Here is a 19,235-nt window from a genome sequence, read left to right on the forward strand (position 1 = left end):
CCAATTTTAAAAGGAGAGATAGTGAAGAATAAATATTTATTAATTTTTATTGCTATTTCTTTTTTTATCTCTTTTATTACTGCAGAAAACTTATTTAATATCTCTTCTGAAAAACTTGACAAAGTTTCTAAAAAATATGGTAAAAAAGCTGTTCAGCGAGTTCAACTTTGGGATAAAGTCATTGAAAAAGCAAAGGGACAGGATATTCTTTACCAATTAAAATATGTGAATGATTTTTTTAATAAAGTAAAATATCTAAGAGATAGTGATCATTGGGGACAAAATGATTACTGGGCATCTCCTTTTGAGTTCTTAGGAACAGGAGCTGGAGATTGTGAAGATTATGCAATTGCAAAATATTTTACGCTTAGACAATTAGGTGTTCCTGATGAAAAATTAAGAATTACCTATGTTAAGTTAAAACAAAGAGGAACTAAATATGAGCAAGCTCATATGGTATTAACTTATTATCACAAACCAACATCAACACCAATTGTTTTAGACAATGTTAATAAAAAATTAAAATTAGCTTCAAAAAGACCTGATTTAACTCCTGTATATAGTTTTAATGCAAATGGCTTATGGCAAGCAAAAAACAAAGGAAGAACTTCAGTTAAAGTTGGAGAGAACAATCTAAAAAATTGGAAATCTATGATGAGTAGAATTTAAAGGAGAATCGATGTCTTTATCAAAACAGTTGTATTTAATTATAACTTTTATATTTTTTGTAATTTTTACTGGTAATTTTATTATTAGTATTAAAAACACAAAAGAGTATTTAGAAATTGAATCACAAACAAAAGCACAAGATACAGCAACATCATTAGGAATGAGTCTAAGACCTCTTATTAAAGATAAAAATGACCCTGAAATTGAAACTATTATAAAAGCAATCTCAAATAGAGGTTTTTATAAAGAGATTAGATTAGAAGATAGTGATTTTGTAATCTCAGATGATTATTTACTAAGTACAATTAATAGTAATTATCCAAGTGATTGGAGAATAAAAAGAGTATCTATTCTTAATAAATTTGGTACTTTAGAGAAAGTTCAATTAGATAGTGATTTAGATAAACAACTTTTAAAATTAGAGAATGAAGAATTAGATTTATCTTTAGATAATAAAGGAACTCAAAATAAGTATAGATTTATTCCTAAAAAAGAGTATCTTAATGGTGGAAAAATAGATTTTAACCTTACAATTAGACAAGAAGATAAAATTGTAGAGAGAAAAATAACTTTAGATATTAAAAAAGTGATTGTTCAAGAAAAAAGAGAAGTTAAATTTGATTATGTACCTTCTTGGTTTGTAAATTTAATCTCTTTTAATTTAGAAGAAAAATCTAGTGAAATTTCAGATGGCTGGAAAAAATCAGCAATTATTTATGTAAGTCCAAATCCAGGTGAAGCTTATGCAAAACTTTATGAACAAGCAAAAAGTTCAATTATGTATGCAGTTATTGCCTTTTTAGGTTCAATGCTTCTTCTTTTTATTTTTGTACAATATTTATTAAAACCATTAAAGAAAATAGAAAAACTAGCAAAATCTATTGCACAAGGGAAGTTTGAAACAATTTCTGAACTACCTTTAACTACTGAGATAAAACATGTTTCAATAGCTATGAATGATATGTCAAGAAAAATCGAATCTATTATTAATAAGTTAAATAAAAATCTTGAAGTTTTATCAAAAAAACTATCACAAGACGAGCTTACAAAACTAGCATTAAGACCAACTTTTGAAACAGATATGAAAGAGATGTTTATTCAAAAAAGTAGTGGATATATTTTAAAAATTAAAATTCATTCACTTGGTTCTTATGCAAAAACTCATACAAATAGCGAGATAAATAGTTTTATTATAGATTTTGCAAATATTTTAAAAAATATTTCGATAATTGAAAATCAGAATATTAAAGCAACAGCATATAGATTTTTTGGCTCTGAATTCATGCTTTTAATAAAGAAATGTAATGAAGATTGTGCAAAAGAAGTTTGTAAAAGATTAAAAAATGACTTTGAAGCATTAAGAAAAAAATATGGTTTAGATGAGGTAGCACATATAGGAGGGACTCCTTTTAATAAATATGGTACTACTCCTGAGATGTTAGAAGCTGCAACAGAAGCTTATGAAAAAGCAAAATTAATTGGACCAAATGAATTCTTTTTAAGAAATAATGATGATCTGACAAGAGATATGGAAGAGTGGAGAAATTTAGTATTTGATATTATTGATAATAAAAAGTTTAATGTAGATTATATTAATGAAACATATAGTTTTGAAAATAGTAATAAACTTCTAATGCAAGAAGCTTTCACAAGTGCAAGAGATAAAGATGATAAAAATATACCAATTGGAACATTTGTTTCAATTGCAGAAAAGTACGAAAAAGTAGTAGATTTTGATAAAGCAGTTATTCAAAAGGTTATAGAGTATATAACAGTAAATAGTTTGACAAATGATATTATGATTAATTTATCATTACAAACAATTTCAAATAATAACTTTTTACTTTGGTTAAAAGAGGTAGTTGAAAGAAATAAAGCAATCTCTTCACAACTTATTTTTTCAGTTACTGCATATGCAGTTGCAAAAGATATTGATGTGTTTAAAAAGTTTTGTGATGAAATCCATGGCATAGGTGCAAAAATAATTGTAAAAAGATTTGAAAGTAAATTTATCTCTTTAGAGAGTTTAAAAGATTTTAATCTTGATTATATAAGGTTAGCAAGAGAATATACTTCAAATATTAGTTTAGATAGTGCAAAACAAAGTTTTGTAGAGTCTATTCAAGAATTAGCAACTCTTTTAAATATTCAAGTATATTGTGAAAATGTACAAAGTGATGAAGATTTTAATTGTGTAAAAAATTTAAAACTTACAGGAGCAAGTAGATAAATTATCTACTTGTTATACTAAACTACATGATGAACATGTATTATGATATTGAAGTTCATCAATAGAACAAACTACACAAGGGTCATTTGATTGAACAACTCTTTTTGCAGAATAGTTATTGTGTCTTGTTGCCCAATAAGATACATTTGAAGCTGAATCAATTGCTAATTTATTTACAATTGGTGTAGTTATATTTTCATTTTTTGCAACACATCTTCTTACTGTAATAAAAATATTATCTGCAAGATTTGTTAGTGTGTCTTGACAATTACTAGTTTTTGCTAGTTTTATTAATTCTAATTCATTTAACCTATTTAAATTACTCATAATATTTGTCCTTCTTTTTGAAATAATTTTGTCAATCTTAACAGAAAAAAATAAGATTACATAATTTATACATATCTAAAAAAATAATTTATAAAGATAGTAAAATAGAAAAGTTTTTGTTTTTTTAGCATTTGGTAATAATAAAAAATAATTTTGTAATAAAATCATATATTTTTTATATTGTTACGAAATAGCACAAAAATAATTGATAAAAAATAAATAAGTTATTAGTTGATTTATATTTTTTCATAAAGCTATTAATATCTTATAAAATATAGATATATTTAAAAAAAAGATAAAATGTTAATACAGCATTAATAATTATAAAATATAATACTTTCTTTTAATCATCGAGGTAATAAATGTTTGAAAGTTTTTTAAGGTTTTTTGTTAATAACTCAAGAATGAATTATACACTTTTTGTTTTAGTTTTTTTAGTTGGAATCTGGTCATATAATAATACAGCAAAAGAGATTTTCCCTAGTTTTGAATTAGAGATGATTTCTGTAAATGGTTCTTATGCAGGAGCTTCTGTTGATATACTTGATAAGATGGCAGTAACAGAGATAGAAGATAACCTTAAAAATCTTGATAGTGTTGATGTTATGACAACAGTTATAAGCCCTAGTAGTTTTACAATTATTGTGGAACTAAAAAAAGGTAAAGACAAATATAATGAAGCAAATAAAATAAAAGATATTATCACTTTAGTAAAAAGTGATTTGCCCTCTGATATGGATGAACCTTCTGTCAATGTCTTAGATAGAACAAGAACTCTATTAGATATTTCACTTACTTCGAAACAACTAACTCTTGACCAACTTAAACCTCTTGCAAGTGATTTAAAAAGTGAACTATTAACAATTACTGGAATTAATGATGTAACAATTTATGGTGATTCAGATGAGTATTATGAGATTTTAATTGATGATAAAAAAGTAGAAGCTTTAGGTATTAATAAAAGTGAACTTTTTAATGCAATCTCTACTATTTCTTATATCTTTCCTGTAGGAAAGATAGAGGATAGTAGAAAACACTATTATATTTCAACTTATAATGGAGAAAAAAGTGCAGAGAAGTTTGCAAAAACTCTTATAAGAGTAGGGGAAACAAATTTATATCTTTCTGATGTTGCCCAAATTGCTAAAAAGTATGAAGATTCATCTACTTTATATTCATTTAATGGGAAAAATGCCTTATCTTTAAAAGTTGAACAAAATAATACAGCAGATGCAATTAGATTAACTGAACAAATAAAATCTATGCTTCCAAAGCTTAATGCAGATAATCCAAAGGTTCAAATAGAAATTGCTGATGATAATAGTGAAAGAATTAGAGATAGACTTAATATTGTAGTATCAAATATTATGTTAGGAATTATCTTAATTACAATCTTAGTAATGCTTTTAATTAACTTTAGAATGTCTTTTATTATTGCAGTTGGTATTCCTACTTCTTTTGTAATTGCTGCTGTTTATATGTATCTATCAGGTTATACAATAAATATGATTTCACTTGTTGGAGTATTAATTGCGATTGGTATTGTAGTTGATGATGCTATTGTTGTAAGTGAAAATATTCAACAACATATTGAAGAGGGCTATCCTCCTAAAGAAGCTGCTGTAATGGGTGCAAAAGAGATGGTAAAACCAGTAACAGTTGCTTCTATTACTACATTATTCTCTTTTTTACCTATTTTAATGATTAGTGGAACTATGGGAGAAGTTATTAAACTTATTCCAATTGCTTTATCTGCTTTAGTTGTAGCTTCATTAATTGAATCATTTATCTTTTTACCTATTCATGCAGCACATGTATTAAAAAATGGTTCAAAGGTAACTTCATGGGAAAAAGCAAACAATATCTATAACTCAATTTTGCACTTTTTTATGGATTGGAAAAAGAGTTTCTTAACTATTTTTATTATCTTAGTTCCTATTCTTACTTTTATGGAGATAAAAAGTTCAAAATTTCAAATCTTTCCAAAATTTGATGCGAGTGATGTAAAAATCACAATAAAAGCAAATGAAAATACAAAATTAGAAGAGGCTTTTGCAATTGTTCAAGCAATTGAAAGTGACTTAATAGCAAAACAAGATAAGTTTTTTATTAGAAGTATAGATTCTGTTGCTGGATTTAGAAGAGATAGTGCAGATAATACAGAGAGATTTCCTTATGTAATGTATATGACTTTAGAGCTACAAAAAAGAAAAGAAGCAAATATTTTAGATAAGTATATAACTCCTTATTTAAGTTTTTATTATGATGATGAGGGAAGAACAAGAACTCAAAGCTCTAAAGAGATAGCTAAAAATTTAAAAAAATATTTAGTTGAAGCTGATTATAAAACTAAATATAACTTAGAAGAGATTGCTGTAGTAGAGAGAAAAGTTGGACCTGTAAAAGCTGATATAAAAATAGGTTTAATCTCAAACGATAATGAAAAAATCATAAGTTCTATTGAAAAACTTGAAAAAGCAATGCTTCAGTTAGATGGAATGAAATCAGTTGCAAACTCTTTAAAATTTGGAATTGATGAAATTAAATTAAAAGTAAATAATTATGGACAACAATTAGGTTTAGATGAGGCATATATTGGTTCATATCTTTCTAATATGTATCTATTAAAGAAAAAAGCAGTAACTTTTGATGCGAACTCTATGCTTGATATAAAAATCCAAAGTGTAAATAAAGATAATTTTGATGAGTTTAGAACAACTCAAATTCCATTAAAAGATGGAACTTTTGTTGCATTAAATGAGGTTGCAGAATTTAGAATTATAAAAGGTTTTGAGCAACTTATTAAAGATAATGCACTTAAAAACTTTTATGTATATGGACAAGTTGATCCTGATATTTTAACAGCAGGGGAAGCAATCGAAAAGATAAAACCTATTTTAGATGAGGTAGAAAAAAGTGGTATAAAACTTGTTTTTAAAGGAGAAGAAGAGAAAAAAAGAGATTTAAAAAATGATATGATTTTAGCTAGTGGTTTAGCAATTATTTTAATCATGTTATCAATGCTTTATCTATTTAACTCTTTTAGAGAAACATTTATTCTTATGTCAGTTATTCCTTTCTCTATTTTAGGAGTATTAATAGGACATAAAGTTATGGGTCTAAATCTCTCTATGCCTTCAGTAATTGGTATGCTTGGGCTTGCTGGAGTTGTTATTAATGATGGTATTATTATGATGACATATTTAAAAAAGGCAAAAACTTTACATGAAGTATTTATTCGTGCAACAAAAAGATTTAGACCAATTATTCTTACTACAATAACAACTTTAATAGGTATGAGTTCATTAATCTTTTTTCCAACAGGACAAGCTGTGATTTTTCAACCTATTGCAATAGGACTTGGCTTTGGTCTTTTATGGGGAACAATTCTAAATCTTATCTATCTTCCTGTAATTTATTCAATCTCTCACAAGCTAAAGAAAGATTGTTAAGAGTTAATTAAGAGAATAAAAATATAATAAAGTAAAATATTTTTAAGCTCTTAAAGGAAAATAAAATGCAACTTTCACCTTCTTATGCAAAACATGTTGAAATAGTAAAAGAACTTAAAATGCATAGTGACTTTACTGCTACAAGAGCAGAATATAAAGATGATTTTGAAAAAATTTATGCAGAAGCTAAAGATAGTAGAGTAAACCTTTCTAGTGCAAAAGAGTTTTTAAACTCTCTTAGTGAAGAGGAGTTATCAACTATTCAATACTATGTAGGCTTAGCAGACCCAATAAAAACCAATAGTTTATCAAATGAAGGTGCTTATAACTTATTAGTACATCATTATGAAAGATTTGATTTTGACCAAAATGGAACAACAGATGTGGGGTTAGCACAAACTGCTAGTATGATTCCTGTAAATATGCCAGATACGGAAAAGAAAGCTTTAGTTGCCTCTTTAAATGAGATGGAAGAAGGGGAAAGATTTAAAGCTATGTTTTTAATAGGTTTACCAGATAGAATAATTATTGATAATAATGGTGAATTTAAACCTGTTTATGATGATACAGTTAAAGATTATAATACTATTTTAAAAATGTTTGATAGGATATTAAATCCTGAGCCAATGTCATATACTTCTCCTGAATTAAAATCAGTTTTCTCAAAATTTAAAGACCTATTTGAAAAGTATTATGAAGAACAAAAAAAGTTAGAAGAGACTTATAAAGCAGAATCAAATCTTAACGCTCAAGCAATAAAAGCAAAACTTTCTTAAAATCTAACACCAATTTATTCAAAAATAGTGCTATAATTTTTCCTTTTAAGGAAATAGCACTATGGAATTTTTAGATAATATAACTACTACATGGATTTTAATTTTTATTTTAACAGGTTTTATAGCTGGATATATTGATGCCATTGCAGGTGGAGGTGGAATGATTCAAGTTCCAGTACTTTTATTTAGTGGTATTCCTCCTGTTTTTGTACTTGCTTGTAATAAAGTAGCTTCTGTTTTAGGTGTATCGATGGCAACAATAAAATATGCAATGAGCAAAAAAATATCTTGGAAAGTTGTTGGTATTGCAATTATTCCTTGTCTTATAGCTTCATATATTGGAAGTTCTTTAGTAATGTATGTACCTGATGTAGTTATTCAATGGGCAATTTTATTAGCAATTCCTGTAGCACTTTTTTTTATGTTAAAAAAGAGTAAAGCAATAAAAGAAGAGAAAACAGAGGTAAATAAAAAGAATATTATTCTTGCAACTGCACCTATAGGTTTTTATGATGGTTTATTAGGTCCTGGAACAGGAACTTATTTAACTATCTCAATGAAAAAGTTTTTACATCTTGATTATTTAGTTTCTACTGCTTCAACAAAACCCTTAAACTTTGCTACAAATGTTGGTTCTGTATTTGCTTTTTTCTTTGCTGGTAAAATAATCTGGTTAGTAGCTCTTCCTATGGGCTTAGCTAATATTGCAGGTTCTTATGTGGGAAGTCATTATGCTATAAAAGGTGGAGAAGAGTTTATTAAAAAGGTACTAATTACAGTACTTATTTTTATGCTTTTAGCAAATGTGATTAAGATAATAGTCTCTTAATCCTTTTGTTTATTGTTTATTTTTGATTGCCTCATATGCAACAAGGATTTTCTTTCTTTCTATTCCCCATCTATATCCTGTCATAGCTCCACTTTTTCCTAATACCCTATGACATGGGATTAAAAACCCAATAGGATTAGACCCAATAGCACTAGCAACAGCTCTTACAGCTTTTGGATTATTTAAGTATTTAGCTACATCAGCATAAGTCGTAATTGAGCCATCAGGAATATTTATAAGTGCTTTCCAAACATTGATTTGGAAGTTTGTACCTTTAACATAAAGATTAAATTTTTTATCTTTTTTTATAAAAATACTATTTAATATCTCATCCGCACTTTTATTATCTTCTTGTAACTTTGCATTTGCCCAAACCTCTTTAAATCTAGTATAAACAGACTCTTTTGTAGCTTCATCATAAAAACCTAAGTAGCAAATTCCTCTTTTTGTTGTAGCTACAATTGCATTTCCAAAAGGAGTATTCCCATAACCATAAGTTATTTGAACATTTTGACCTAACTCTTTATACTCTTTAGGTGTTACTCCAATTATATTTACAAATAAATCATGAAGTCTACTTGGACTTGAAAGACCAATATCTAAAGCACTATCTAAAATAGATTTTGATTCTTTTAAATGCTCTTTTGCATAATTTAAAGTAACAGATTGTAAAAACTGTATTGGAGTTACTCCAACATACTCTTTAAATACACGAATAAGATGGTATTTACTCATTCCTATATATTGGGCAATTGTATCGATTGAGGGTTGTTCTTTGAAGTTTTCATCAATATATTTTATAACTTTTTCAATTCTTTTATAATTTTCATTTTTTTCTAAAAGTTTATTTTCCATAAAATACCTTGATGCTTTGTGTTAAAGTGGTAGTATTATACCACTTTAACTCTCAAAATATTAGTAAGTAGGGTTATTATAGATAACAAAGTTATTAGCTAAATCTTTAAGCTCTAACTTGATTTGCTCTTGTAAATCAGTATTATTAATATCATCTAAAATATCAGCAATCTTATTTGCAATGAATTCGAACTCTTTCTCTTTCATTCCACGTGCAGTTAATGCAGGAGAACCAATTCTTACACCACTTGTAACAAATGGACTTCTTGTCTCACCTGGTACTGTATTCTTATTTACTGTTATCCCTGCATTTTGTAATGCTGCATCTGCATCTTTCCCTGAAAAATCTTTATTTAAAAAGCTTACTAATACTAAGTGATTATCTGTTCCACCTGATACAATATCATATCCTCTTGAAACTAATACCTCTCCTAGTTTTTTTGCATTTGCTTTTACTTGTTTTGCATACTCTTTCCATGATGGATCTAAAATCTCTTTAAAGGCTACTGCTTTTGCTGCTATTACATGTACTAATGGCCCACCTTGTAATCCTGGGAAAATAGCTGAATTGATTTTCTTTGCAATCTCTTCATCATTTGTCATAATCATACCACCTCTTGGACCTCTTAAAGTCTTATGAGTTGTAGTTGTTACAACATCTGCATATGGAAATGGAGATTGGTGCTCTCCTGCTGCTACTAATCCTGCAATGTGTGCAATATCTGCAAATAAAATAGCTCCTACTTCATCAGCTATCTCTTTAAATCTTTTAAAATCAATCTCTCTTGCATATGCTGAAGCACCACATACTATGATTTTTGGTTGTACGATTTTTGCAATATCTAATACTCTATCATAGTTAATTCTACCATCTAGTTCTACTCCATAATAGAAGGCTTGATAGTTTTTCCCTGAAAATGATGGTTTTGAACCATGAGTTAAGTGTCCACCATGAGATAAATCCATACCTAAAATTTTATCTCCTGCTTGTAATAATGCTGCATATACTGCACCATTAGCTTGGCTTCCTGAATGTGGTTGAACATTTGCATAAGAACATCCAAAAATTTCACAAGCTCTATCTATAGCTAATTGCTCTGCTTTGTCAGCAAACTCACATCCACCATAATATCTTTTATATGGATAACCTTCTGCATATTTGTTTGTAAATACAGAACCCATTGCTTCCATTACTGCTGCACTTGTGAAGTTCTCACTTGCTATCATCTCTAAGTGTGTTGTTTGTCTCTCTAACTCTGCTTCTATGATATCATAGATCTCTTTATCTGCTTGCTCTAATCTTGCCTCTGTTACGTAGCTCATAGTCTCACCTCTTAAAAAATTTTAAGAAGTATAACACAAAGAAAAATTTATAACAATCCAGATATTGCTAAAATTAAATTTTATTATATAAATAAGAAGAATACTGCATCAAGTGCAAGTTTTTTTGGCTCTTCACCTAAGGCATATAAGCTATTTTCAACATTATAAATCATTTGGGTTAAAATCACTTCAAAAGTAAAATTTGAACGGCTAAGTAAGTTTTCTTTACCATTTTTTATAAAAGCTAAATTTTTAATATCATCATATGAAATTTCTTCATTATTATTTAGTTTTTTTTCAAGCTCAATCTGCCAATTGTTTTGCCAAGTTAAAAATAGATATTCATTATTTAAATCTCTATCTACTTTTATTTTCCACTTTAAAATTTGAAGATTTTTATGTAGTTTATGAAGTTTCTCTTTTTCATACTCTAAAGCTATTATTTTATGTCCACTTTTTATATCATAAGCTTCATATAAAGAGTAATAAAGTCCTAAAATTAAGTAATCATTTCTAGCAGAAATAAAATCTTTACTAAAAGCTAGTTGTAAATAGTCTTTATAGTTTTCAAGAATTCTATTCTTATATTTTAAGTGTAATGTTTTTTCAGAGTTTATAATTAAATCATAAATTTTTTGTTCTAAAGCTTTGTCATAGGCTTTAGGATTTCTTTTATCAAGTTTTTGTTTAAATGAGATTAAAAGTTTTTGACTTTTTTGATAGTCTCTTTTAATTATATTTGCTGAATCAGATTGAAATACATTTTTTACATCATCTTGCTTAGGCATACATCCTGTAAAAAAAAGTGTAAATAATATAATTAATAAAAAACTTTTAAATCCCATCTATTACCTTTTAGTTAAAGGCTATTAAGAAATAGCTTTTAACTCATTTTCAATTTTTTCTAGTTTTGTTTTTGCATCTTCTAATGCTTGTTTATTTTCTGCAACAACTGCCTCTGGTGCATTTGCTACAAATCTCTCATTTGAAAGCATTCCATTTAGTTTTGCAACTTCTTTTTCTACTTTCTCTTTTTGTTTTGTTAGTTTATCAATGATTGGACTCATATCAATCTCTGAAGTTGGTAAATAAACCTCTAAGTTATCTGATACATCAGTAATAGAGTTCTCAACTTTAGCACTTACAAACTCAATTTCTTCAACTTTTGCTAACTTTTCAATAAATGGTTTTGCTAATTGTGTATCAATTTTAGAGTCTAATTTGATATATGCTTTAGCAATTTTTGAGTTACCCATATCAATAATAACTTTTGCTCTTCTTAATGCTGTAATTGCTTCTTCAATAATAGCAAACATAGCTTCAGTCTCTTTATCTTGTTTTATATCTTTAGGGAAGTTTGTTACCATTAAAGATTTTGCTCCATCATCTAAAGAAGTTCCCGATAATCTATGATATAAGAAATCAGAAATAAATGGCATAAATGGAGAAACAAGTTTTAATGTCTCTTTGAAAATAGCTCCTAATTCAGAGATAGACTCTTTTGAAGCTTTTGAATACTCAATTCCCCAGTCACAAAACTCTGTCCATACAAATTTATATAAAATTGATGCTGCTTCATTGAATTTAAATGTCTCTAAAGCCTCTCTTACATCTTCTACTGCTTTTGAAAGTCTTGATTGCATATACTTTCCAAGTGCTGTATTGATTTCAATATCTTTTAAATCTGCAAAAGTATCAACATTTAATGTTAAGAAATTAGCTGCGTTATAAAGTTTATTTGTAAAGTTTCTAAACTGCTCTAAGTTTTTAGCACCTAGTTTAATATCTCTACCTTGAACTGCTAAGAATGCAAGCGTAAATCTAATAATATCAGCTGAATGTTCTTCAACCATATCAAGTGGGTCAATTACATTTCCTTTTGATTTAGACATTTTAGCTCCATGCTCATCTCTTACAAGTGCGTGCATATAAATATCTTTAAAAGGTAATTTACCTTGGAAATGATCCCCCATCATCATCATTCTCGCAACCCAGAAGAACATAATATCAAATCCAGTAATTAATAAAGAGTTTGGATAGAAATCTTTCATATCCTCTTTTTCATTATAAAGTTCTGGAAGTTTTCCATTATTTCCCCATCCTAATGGAGACATAGCCCATAAAGCAGAAGAGAACCAAGTATCTAATACATCAGGGTCTTGTGTATAGTGTTTATTCCCACATTTAGGGCAAGCTTCTGGCTCATCATTTTTATCTGCCCATTGATGATTACAAGAATCACAAGTAAATACAGGAATTCTATGTCCCCACCATAATTGTCTTGAGATGCACCAAGGTCTTAATTCATCCATCCATGCAGTATATGAATTAATCCAATGTGCTGGGTGGAAATTATTATGTGCTTTTGTTTTTTCAATTGAACTTTGTGCTACTTTTTCAGATAAGAACCACTGTTGAGAAATAAAAGGTTCAACAATATTTTTACATCTATAACAGTGTCCCACTTGATGATTATGTTCATCAATTTTTACAATATAACCTTCTTCTTGAAGTTTTTTAACGATAGGTTCTCTTGCTTCTAGTCTCTCTAAACCTGCAAACTCTCCACAGTATTCATTTAAAATACCTTTTTCATCAAATACTTTAATAAATTCTAAATCGTGTCTTTTTCCAACTTCATAGTCATTTTGGTCATGTGCAGGAGTTACTTTAACAACACCTGTTCCAAACTCCATATCAACATGAGAGTCTGTAATAACTTTTATTTTTCTATCTGTTAGTGGAAGTAATACTTCTTTTCCTACAATATCTTTATATCTTTCATCTTCTGGATGTACCATAATAGCAGTATCCCCAAAATATGTTTCAGGTCTTGTTGTTGCTACTTGTACTTCTCCACTTCCATCAGCAAATTTATAAATCATATGATAAAATTTACCATTTATCTCTTCATGCTCAACTTCAATATCAGAAAGTGCTCCATCGTGTGTACACCAATTTACCATATAGTTATTTTGAGTAATATAACCTTCATTGTATAAAGATACAAAAGCCTCTTTTACAGCTTCTTGTAAACCTTCATCCATAGTAAATCTTTCTCTTTTCCAAGCAGGAGTAACACCAAGTTTTCTCATTTGGTGAACTATATTTCCACCAGAAGTCTCTTTTTGTAGCCAAGCTCTCTCTAAAAATTTTTCTCTACCTATCTCTTCTTTTGTTGTACCTTCAGCTAATAATTGTTTTTCAACAACATTTTGAGTAGCAATACCAGCATGATCAGTTCCAGGTTGCCATAGAGTTTTATAGCCATCCATTCTTTTAAATCTAGTAATAATATCTTGTAAAGTAAATGTAAGAGCATGTCCAATATGTAAGCTTCCTGTTACATTTGGAGGAGGCATCATGATAGAGAAAGTTTTTGGCTTTCCATTTTCATCAAATTCTTGAATCTCTTTGTTTCCATCAATTTCAAAATAACCTCTATCTTCCCAGATTTTATAAAAGTTATCTTCTACTTTTGTTGGTTCGTATTTTCCGCTCATTAAAATTTCCTATTAGTTTAAGTCATTTTTTTATTTAAAATATTCGCGATTATATCTAAAAAAGGTTTTATTTAAGGTAATACTATAAAAAGCTTTTATTCTCATTTCTTAATTGAGTTAGGCTTGAAATATTCAATTTAGGTATTTTTCTTTGTACATTCAGTTTTTCAAGTAAAAAATTTAATTTTGAAATATTTGTTTTGATTTGAAGTAGATAAGAATTTAGTTTTTTAATATGTGTTTCATCAGAGTTCTTGGCTTTTAAAAGTTCATTTAGAGTAAGTTGTTCTCTTACTTTTTCATCTTTTAAAATTTTTTTTATTCTTCTTATATCATTTTGATTTGAATTATTATCTAGTAGTTTTTTAATTGAATAGTTGCTTTTTAGCATAATATTTTTCCCTCAAATTCTCTAACGGAAATATATTAGCTAAAAAATGTCACATCTTTGTCACGTATTTAAGTAAAGTTTTATTCTTCAGGATGCTCTTTTTTTATAAGACCAGCTTCTTTTAAAAATGGAGAATAAACAAAATCAAGTTTTTTAATCTTGTCATATTTTGCAAAACTAAGGTATAAAACATCTTTTGCTCTTGTTACTGCTACATAAAAAAGTCTTCTCTCTTCTTCGATACTTCCACCTTTACTCATAAGTTTTCTATTTGGAAATCTTCCATCCATAAGGTCTATAACAAATACTTCTTTAAACTCTAAACCTTTTGAAGCATGAACTGAAAGAAGATTTACTCCTTCTCCTTCACTCATCTCTCCACCACCTAAAATCATAGAGTTTACAAATTTAGAAAGGTCTTGAAAATTTCTTGCAAGATTTCTTAAAAGCATCACTTTTCTATTTATTTTAGCAAGAGCTTTTGTTTTTTGAATTATATTTACATTTCCATCTTTTTGTGTAGCTCTTTTAGTAGCTAAAGACTCTTTTAGTCTTGAATACATCATTGATGAAGTAACTGAAGATACTAAAGAATCAGGCACTTTAGTTCTTCTAATTTGCTTCATTAGAAGATAGAAGTCATATAAATATTTTGCTCCATCAACAGAAAGTTTTGGATGCTTTAAAATAGGATTTGATAAAAAGGCTTCTTCAAAACCACAATCTTTAAATTTTGAAACACTTCCAAGTTCTATAAAATCATCAAAAAGACCTAGCTGAATATTTTTTACACGATTTGATTGATAAGGATTATTTATGCTTGAATCAGGAGTAAATAGACCTTTAAATACATCTCCATGACCTAATTTTACTAAGGCATCAAAAATATCTTTTGCAATAGCTTTTCCAATACCTTTTCCATGTTCTAAAACATGAATAAAAGCCATCATATCATTGTGAGAGAGTTGCATTACTAAGATATCAAGTACAAATTTAATCTCAACAGAATCAAAAAATGACATTCCACCTTTTCTTTTTGCTGGAATTCCATATTCTCTTAAGTTTGCTTCAATTCCATCTGCACTAGAGTTATTCCTAAAAATAATAGCTATATCACTATGTGAAGTTGAACTTTGAGAAATCTTTTCTGCAATATGATGATATTGAGCAAAAAGTTCAGTAAATTCCAATAATTTTGGAGGAATTGAAACATCAGTTCTCATTACTTGAAGTTGTTTTTCATAGATTCTTTCATTATGTTCTATAACTTTTGTGGCAAGGTCTAAAATAGGTTTACTAGAACGATAATTCTTTCTTAACGTATATACTTTTGAACCTGGATATCTTGTAGAAAAAGTTGAAATAATTCCAATATCTGAACCATTAAAAGCATAAATACTCTGATCATAATCTCCTACACAAAATAGAGATTTTGGTCTAAAAGAATCAAGTAATCTTCCTTGTAAAGGGTTTGTATCTTGATATTCATCCACTAAGATTTCTTTAAAATCAAACTCTTCTTCTTTTAAAGTATCAAGCATAATAGTAAGTAAGTCATCAAAATTTGCATAACCATATTTACTTTTTAGCTCATTAAACTCTAAAACAACATCTTCATAAATAGCTGTATATAATTCATGGTCTGGATTTTTATTTTTAATCCAGTCTTCAAAACTTTCACCTTCATTAGAGTTTAGATATAGTGAATACATATCATACAAATATCCACCATCATAAGGATTTACTCCATCTTCTCTTTCATAAAATACTCTTTTTTCATATAAAGATTTAAAAAGAGTTTTTAATTCATTTGGTTGTTTAAGTGTAATATTTTTATTTAATTGTTTTAATAATTTATATGAAACTGAGTGAAAAGTTCCTGCCATAATTTTTGCTGCCATATCTTTTCCAAAAAATTTAGCAACTCTTTGTACCATCTCTGCAGCAGCTTTATTTGTAAAAGTTAATAATAAAATTTCATCTGGTTGTACACCATTATTGATTAAGTTTGCAATTCTTCCAACAATAGTTGAGGTTTTACCTGTTCCTGCACTAGCAATAATAAGATTAAAGCCTTTTTCACAGGTTGCAGCTTCGAGTTGTTCTTTATTTAAATTAGATAGGGGCATTTAGTTTATATTCTTTAGTAGTATTTTCATTGGGCGAATATTAGCATAATGATACTTATTTTTTGAGCAAAAAAAAAGCTCCCAAGGAGAAGGAGCTTTTTTACACACAAGGAAATAAGTTTTGGAAAACTTTAAAAAAATTCGCAATTTTAAAGTAAGAAGTTTCGCAATCTTCTTAATCCATAAGAAAATTATAATAGATGAGTATTAACTAAAGTAAAATAAAAAGTTAACAAAGAGTTAATGTGAGAGTTTTTTTATTAATTTATTGAGTTTTTTAGAGTAAAGCTAGCTGCTTTACTCTTTTTGCTTTGTAAAGATTACTCAGCTACAGACACTTCAACAGGAGTTGATTCCCAAATACCGTGTTTAGTACAGTATCCGTGAGCAACTAGATTTAATTTTTTAGAAGTTGGAATAATAGTAAAAGTTGTAGTGTTGTGTGCTTTTACATTTCCTAAAGTTCCAGGAACATAAGTAGCTTTAGCTAATAAAGTCTCTCCATTAAATAATGAAACAGATTCAATATAGTGATCAAAATCATCTGGATGAGTATATTCATTTCCCATTTTAACAGTTACTTCAAAAGGCTCACCTTTTGTAGCAGTTTCATTACAGTGGATAAATGGCGAGTGTCTATCAATTAAATCTTTTTTTGCTTCTCTTTCTACAGTATCTATATCAACATATTTGTTAATTTTTGGCATTTCTTCTCCTTAATATATAATGGCGTATTATACAGAAAAATAATTAAAATAGAAAGCAAGAACAATTATGATATTATCACGCTTATGAATAAAGAAGACTTTTTTATAAAACAATTTATTAGTAATACTAAACTTATTGGTGATGATGGTGCAGTAATAGGTAAATGGGTATATAGCAATGATGCTTTTTTTGAAAATGTACACTTTAAAAAAGAGTGGATGAGTTTAAAGCAAATTGCGAGAAAAGCAATGCTTGTAAATATATCTGATGCAATTGCAATGAATGCAAAACCAAAGTATGCCTTATTAACTGTTGCTATTCCAAAAGATTATACAAAGAGTGATTTAAAAAGTTTAGCAAAGGGTTTTAAAGAGGTTGCAAAAGAGTTTAATTTAGAAATCATAGGTGGAGATACAATTTCAAATGAGAAGCTTGATATCTCTGTAACAATTATTTCAAAAACAAAAAAACCAATTTTACGAAGTGGAATAAAAAAAGATGATTTACTCTGTTATACAGGAACTTTGGGAACTTCAAAAAGAGATTTAGAAAAACTTTTCAAGAAAGAAAAGCTTTCAAAAGAGTCAAAATTTATAAGACCAAAACTTCATGGAGAGTTTTTTTATAAAATTTCAAAATATGTAAATGCCTCTATGGATATTTCAGATGGTCTATTTTTTGAACTTGAAAGAATGTCTAAACAAAGTAGTGTAGGTTTTGAGTTTTTTTATAAAATTGATAAAGAGATAGGTTGTTCAGGAGAAGAGTATGAATTACTTTTTTCTTTTGAAGAAAAATATAAAGAGAAAATAGAAAAAATAGCTAAAAAATATGATGTACCTTTAACTATATTTGCAAAAGCTGTAAAGGGTAAATATAGTTGTGAGTGTGCAAATCATCATTTTTAATATAATTGGGATACATATAAAAGGATAATTATTGGAAGAGTTACAAAGGTATTTAAACCATTCAAAAATAGATGTTGTATTTAAACAAAGTAAAGATGATTTTGTAGTAACAGAGATACCTCTTTATGAGTTTAGTGGAGAGGGAGACCATCTAATTGTTAAATTTAGAAAGAAAGATTTAACAACTTGGGATGCAGTTAGAATATTTTCTGAACATTTAGGTTGTAAGAGTAGAGATATAGGATATGCAGGTCTAAAAGATAAAAATGCAATGACTATTCAACATATTTCTATTCCTAAAGAGTTTGAAGAAAAATTAAATAATTTTAACCATGAGCAAATAAAAATATTAGAAGTAACAAAACATAATAATAAAATTAGAGTAGGGCATTTAAAAGGTAATAGGTTTTTTATTAGATTAAAAAGAGTTAATTTAATAGATGCTAAAAAAATAGAACAAGCTGTAGAAAGTATTGTATCTTTTGGTATGCCAAATTATTTCGGTTTTCAAAGATTTGGAATTGATGGAGATAATTATAAAAAAGGTGAAGCTATTATAAAAGGTGAGTTAAAAGAGAGAAATAGAAAACTAAAACAGATGTTTATAAACTCTTATCAAAGTTATATTTTTAATAACTGGCTTTCAAAAAGAATAGAGATTTCAAAACTTGTGGACTCTTTTAAGGCAAATGAAATTTATGAGAAACTTCAACTACCTTTAGATGTTGTAAAAGAGATGAAACAACAAGAACACCCTTTCAAACTTATTCCAGGAGACTTAATGAGTCATTATCCTTATGGAAAAATTTTTCATGTAGAAAATTTAAAAGAAGAGGCTGAAAAGTTTTTTGCAAGAGATAGAGTTGCAACTGGTCTTCTTTGTGGGAAGAGAGTTAAAAAAGCAGAAGGATTAGCTTCTGAAATAGAAAAAGAGTTTGATTTTGATACTAAAGAGGATGGAAGTAGAAGGTTTGCATGGGTTTTTCCTGAAGAAGTAGAGACAGAATATAAAGAAGAAAAGAATTGGATGGAGTTACAATTTACTCTTCCAAAAGGTTCTTATGCAACTGAATTTATTGCTGAGGTAATTCATTAAAATATCTTTTTTATGGTTATAAATAATTAATTACTCATA

At 27.9% G+C, this 19,235-nt stretch carries 15 protein-coding genes; 7 read left to right on the top strand and 8 right to left on the bottom strand.

Features of this window, described 5'->3' with window-relative positions; translation table 11 throughout:
* Positions 1-21: 21 nt before the first annotated feature.
* Both ABIV_RS03185 and ABIV_RS03190 read left to right on the top strand, forming a co-directional pair.
* Positions 22-669 carry a transglutaminase-like cysteine peptidase gene (locus tag ABIV_RS03185; RefSeq protein WP_114838519.1) on the top strand — a complete coding sequence of 216 codons (648 nt, stop codon included), beginning with the start codon at positions 22-24 and terminating at the stop codon, positions 667-669.
* 10 nt (positions 670-679) lie between these two features.
* Positions 680-2,899, top strand: coding sequence for a bifunctional diguanylate cyclase/phosphodiesterase (locus ABIV_RS03190; protein ID WP_114838520.1), 2,220 nt, complete (start codon positions 680-682; stop codon positions 2,897-2,899).
* A gap of 12 nt (positions 2,900-2,911) precedes the next feature.
* Here the strand turns inward: ABIV_RS03190 and ABIV_RS03195 are convergent, their stop codons facing one another.
* Positions 2,912-3,226 carry a hypothetical protein gene (locus ABIV_RS03195; protein WP_114838521.1) on the bottom strand — a complete coding sequence of 105 codons (315 nt, stop codon included), beginning with the start codon at positions 3,224-3,226 and terminating at the stop codon, positions 2,912-2,914.
* A gap of 362 nt (positions 3,227-3,588) precedes the next feature.
* Between ABIV_RS03195 and ABIV_RS03200 the strand changes: the two genes are divergently transcribed.
* The 3 genes from ABIV_RS03200 to ABIV_RS03210 all read left to right on the top strand — a co-directional run bounded on the left by ABIV_RS03200 (position 3,589) and on the right by ABIV_RS03210 (position 8,283).
* Positions 3,589-6,678 (top strand): efflux RND transporter permease subunit, encoded by a 3,090-nt coding sequence (locus ABIV_RS03200; protein ID WP_114838522.1) that lies wholly within the window; start codon positions 3,589-3,591, stop codon positions 6,676-6,678.
* Between the two features lie 65 nt (positions 6,679-6,743).
* Positions 6,744-7,454, top strand: coding sequence for a hypothetical protein (locus ABIV_RS03205; protein ID WP_114838523.1), 711 nt, complete (start codon positions 6,744-6,746; stop codon positions 7,452-7,454).
* A gap of 61 nt (positions 7,455-7,515) precedes the next feature.
* A complete protein-coding gene (locus ABIV_RS03210) occupies positions 7,516-8,283 on the top strand; it encodes a sulfite exporter TauE/SafE family protein (protein WP_114838524.1) in 768 nt (255 codons plus the stop codon).
* A 9-nt stretch (positions 8,284-8,292) separates the two neighbouring features.
* Here ABIV_RS03210 and ABIV_RS03215 read toward each other — a convergent pair whose 3' ends face one another.
* The 7 genes from ABIV_RS03215 to ABIV_RS03245 all read right to left on the bottom strand — a co-directional run bounded on the left by ABIV_RS03215 (position 8,293) and on the right by ABIV_RS03245 (position 17,191).
* Positions 8,293-9,138: a methylated-DNA--[protein]-cysteine S-methyltransferase gene (locus tag ABIV_RS03215; RefSeq protein ID WP_114838525.1), complete on the bottom strand. Its 846-nt coding sequence runs from the start codon at positions 9,136-9,138 to the stop codon at positions 8,293-8,295.
* 60 nt (positions 9,139-9,198) lie between these two features.
* Complete coding sequence (locus ABIV_RS03220) at positions 9,199-10,461, bottom strand: serine hydroxymethyltransferase (RefSeq protein WP_114838526.1); 1,263 nt, start codon at positions 10,459-10,461, stop codon at positions 9,199-9,201.
* 83 nt (positions 10,462-10,544) lie between these two features.
* On the bottom strand, positions 10,545-11,306 hold the full coding sequence (locus tag ABIV_RS03225; RefSeq protein ID WP_114838527.1) for a hypothetical protein: 762 nt from the start codon (positions 11,304-11,306) through the stop codon (positions 10,545-10,547).
* A 24-nt stretch (positions 11,307-11,330) separates the two neighbouring features.
* Positions 11,331-13,964 (bottom strand): valine--tRNA ligase, encoded by a 2,634-nt coding sequence (locus tag ABIV_RS03230; RefSeq protein WP_114838528.1) that lies wholly within the window; start codon positions 13,962-13,964, stop codon positions 11,331-11,333.
* Between the two features lie 82 nt (positions 13,965-14,046).
* Positions 14,047-14,355: a hypothetical protein gene (locus tag ABIV_RS03235; protein WP_114838529.1), complete on the bottom strand. Its 309-nt coding sequence runs from the start codon at positions 14,353-14,355 to the stop codon at positions 14,047-14,049.
* Positions 14,356-14,435: 80 nt separating this feature from the next.
* Positions 14,436-16,484 (bottom strand): ATP-dependent helicase, encoded by a 2,049-nt coding sequence (locus ABIV_RS03240; RefSeq protein ID WP_114838530.1) that lies wholly within the window; start codon positions 16,482-16,484, stop codon positions 14,436-14,438.
* 320 nt (positions 16,485-16,804) lie between these two features.
* Complete coding sequence (locus ABIV_RS03245) at positions 16,805-17,191, bottom strand: class II SORL domain-containing protein (protein WP_114838531.1); 387 nt, start codon at positions 17,189-17,191, stop codon at positions 16,805-16,807.
* A gap of 84 nt (positions 17,192-17,275) precedes the next feature.
* On the opposite strand from ABIV_RS03245, the gene ABIV_RS03250 reads away from it, so the two are divergent.
* Both ABIV_RS03250 and truD read left to right on the top strand, forming a co-directional pair.
* On the top strand, positions 17,276-18,100 hold the full coding sequence (locus ABIV_RS03250) for a thiamine-phosphate kinase (protein WP_114838532.1): 825 nt from the start codon (positions 17,276-17,278) through the stop codon (positions 18,098-18,100).
* 31 nt (positions 18,101-18,131) lie between these two features.
* Positions 18,132-19,196: a tRNA pseudouridine(13) synthase TruD gene (truD, locus tag ABIV_RS03255; protein WP_114838533.1), complete on the top strand. Its 1,065-nt coding sequence runs from the start codon at positions 18,132-18,134 to the stop codon at positions 19,194-19,196.
* Positions 19,197-19,235 lie beyond the last annotated feature (39 nt).

The sequence above is a fragment of the Halarcobacter bivalviorum genome (assembly GCF_003346815.1).
GTDB lineage: Bacteria > Campylobacterota > Campylobacteria > Campylobacterales > Arcobacteraceae > Halarcobacter > Halarcobacter bivalviorum.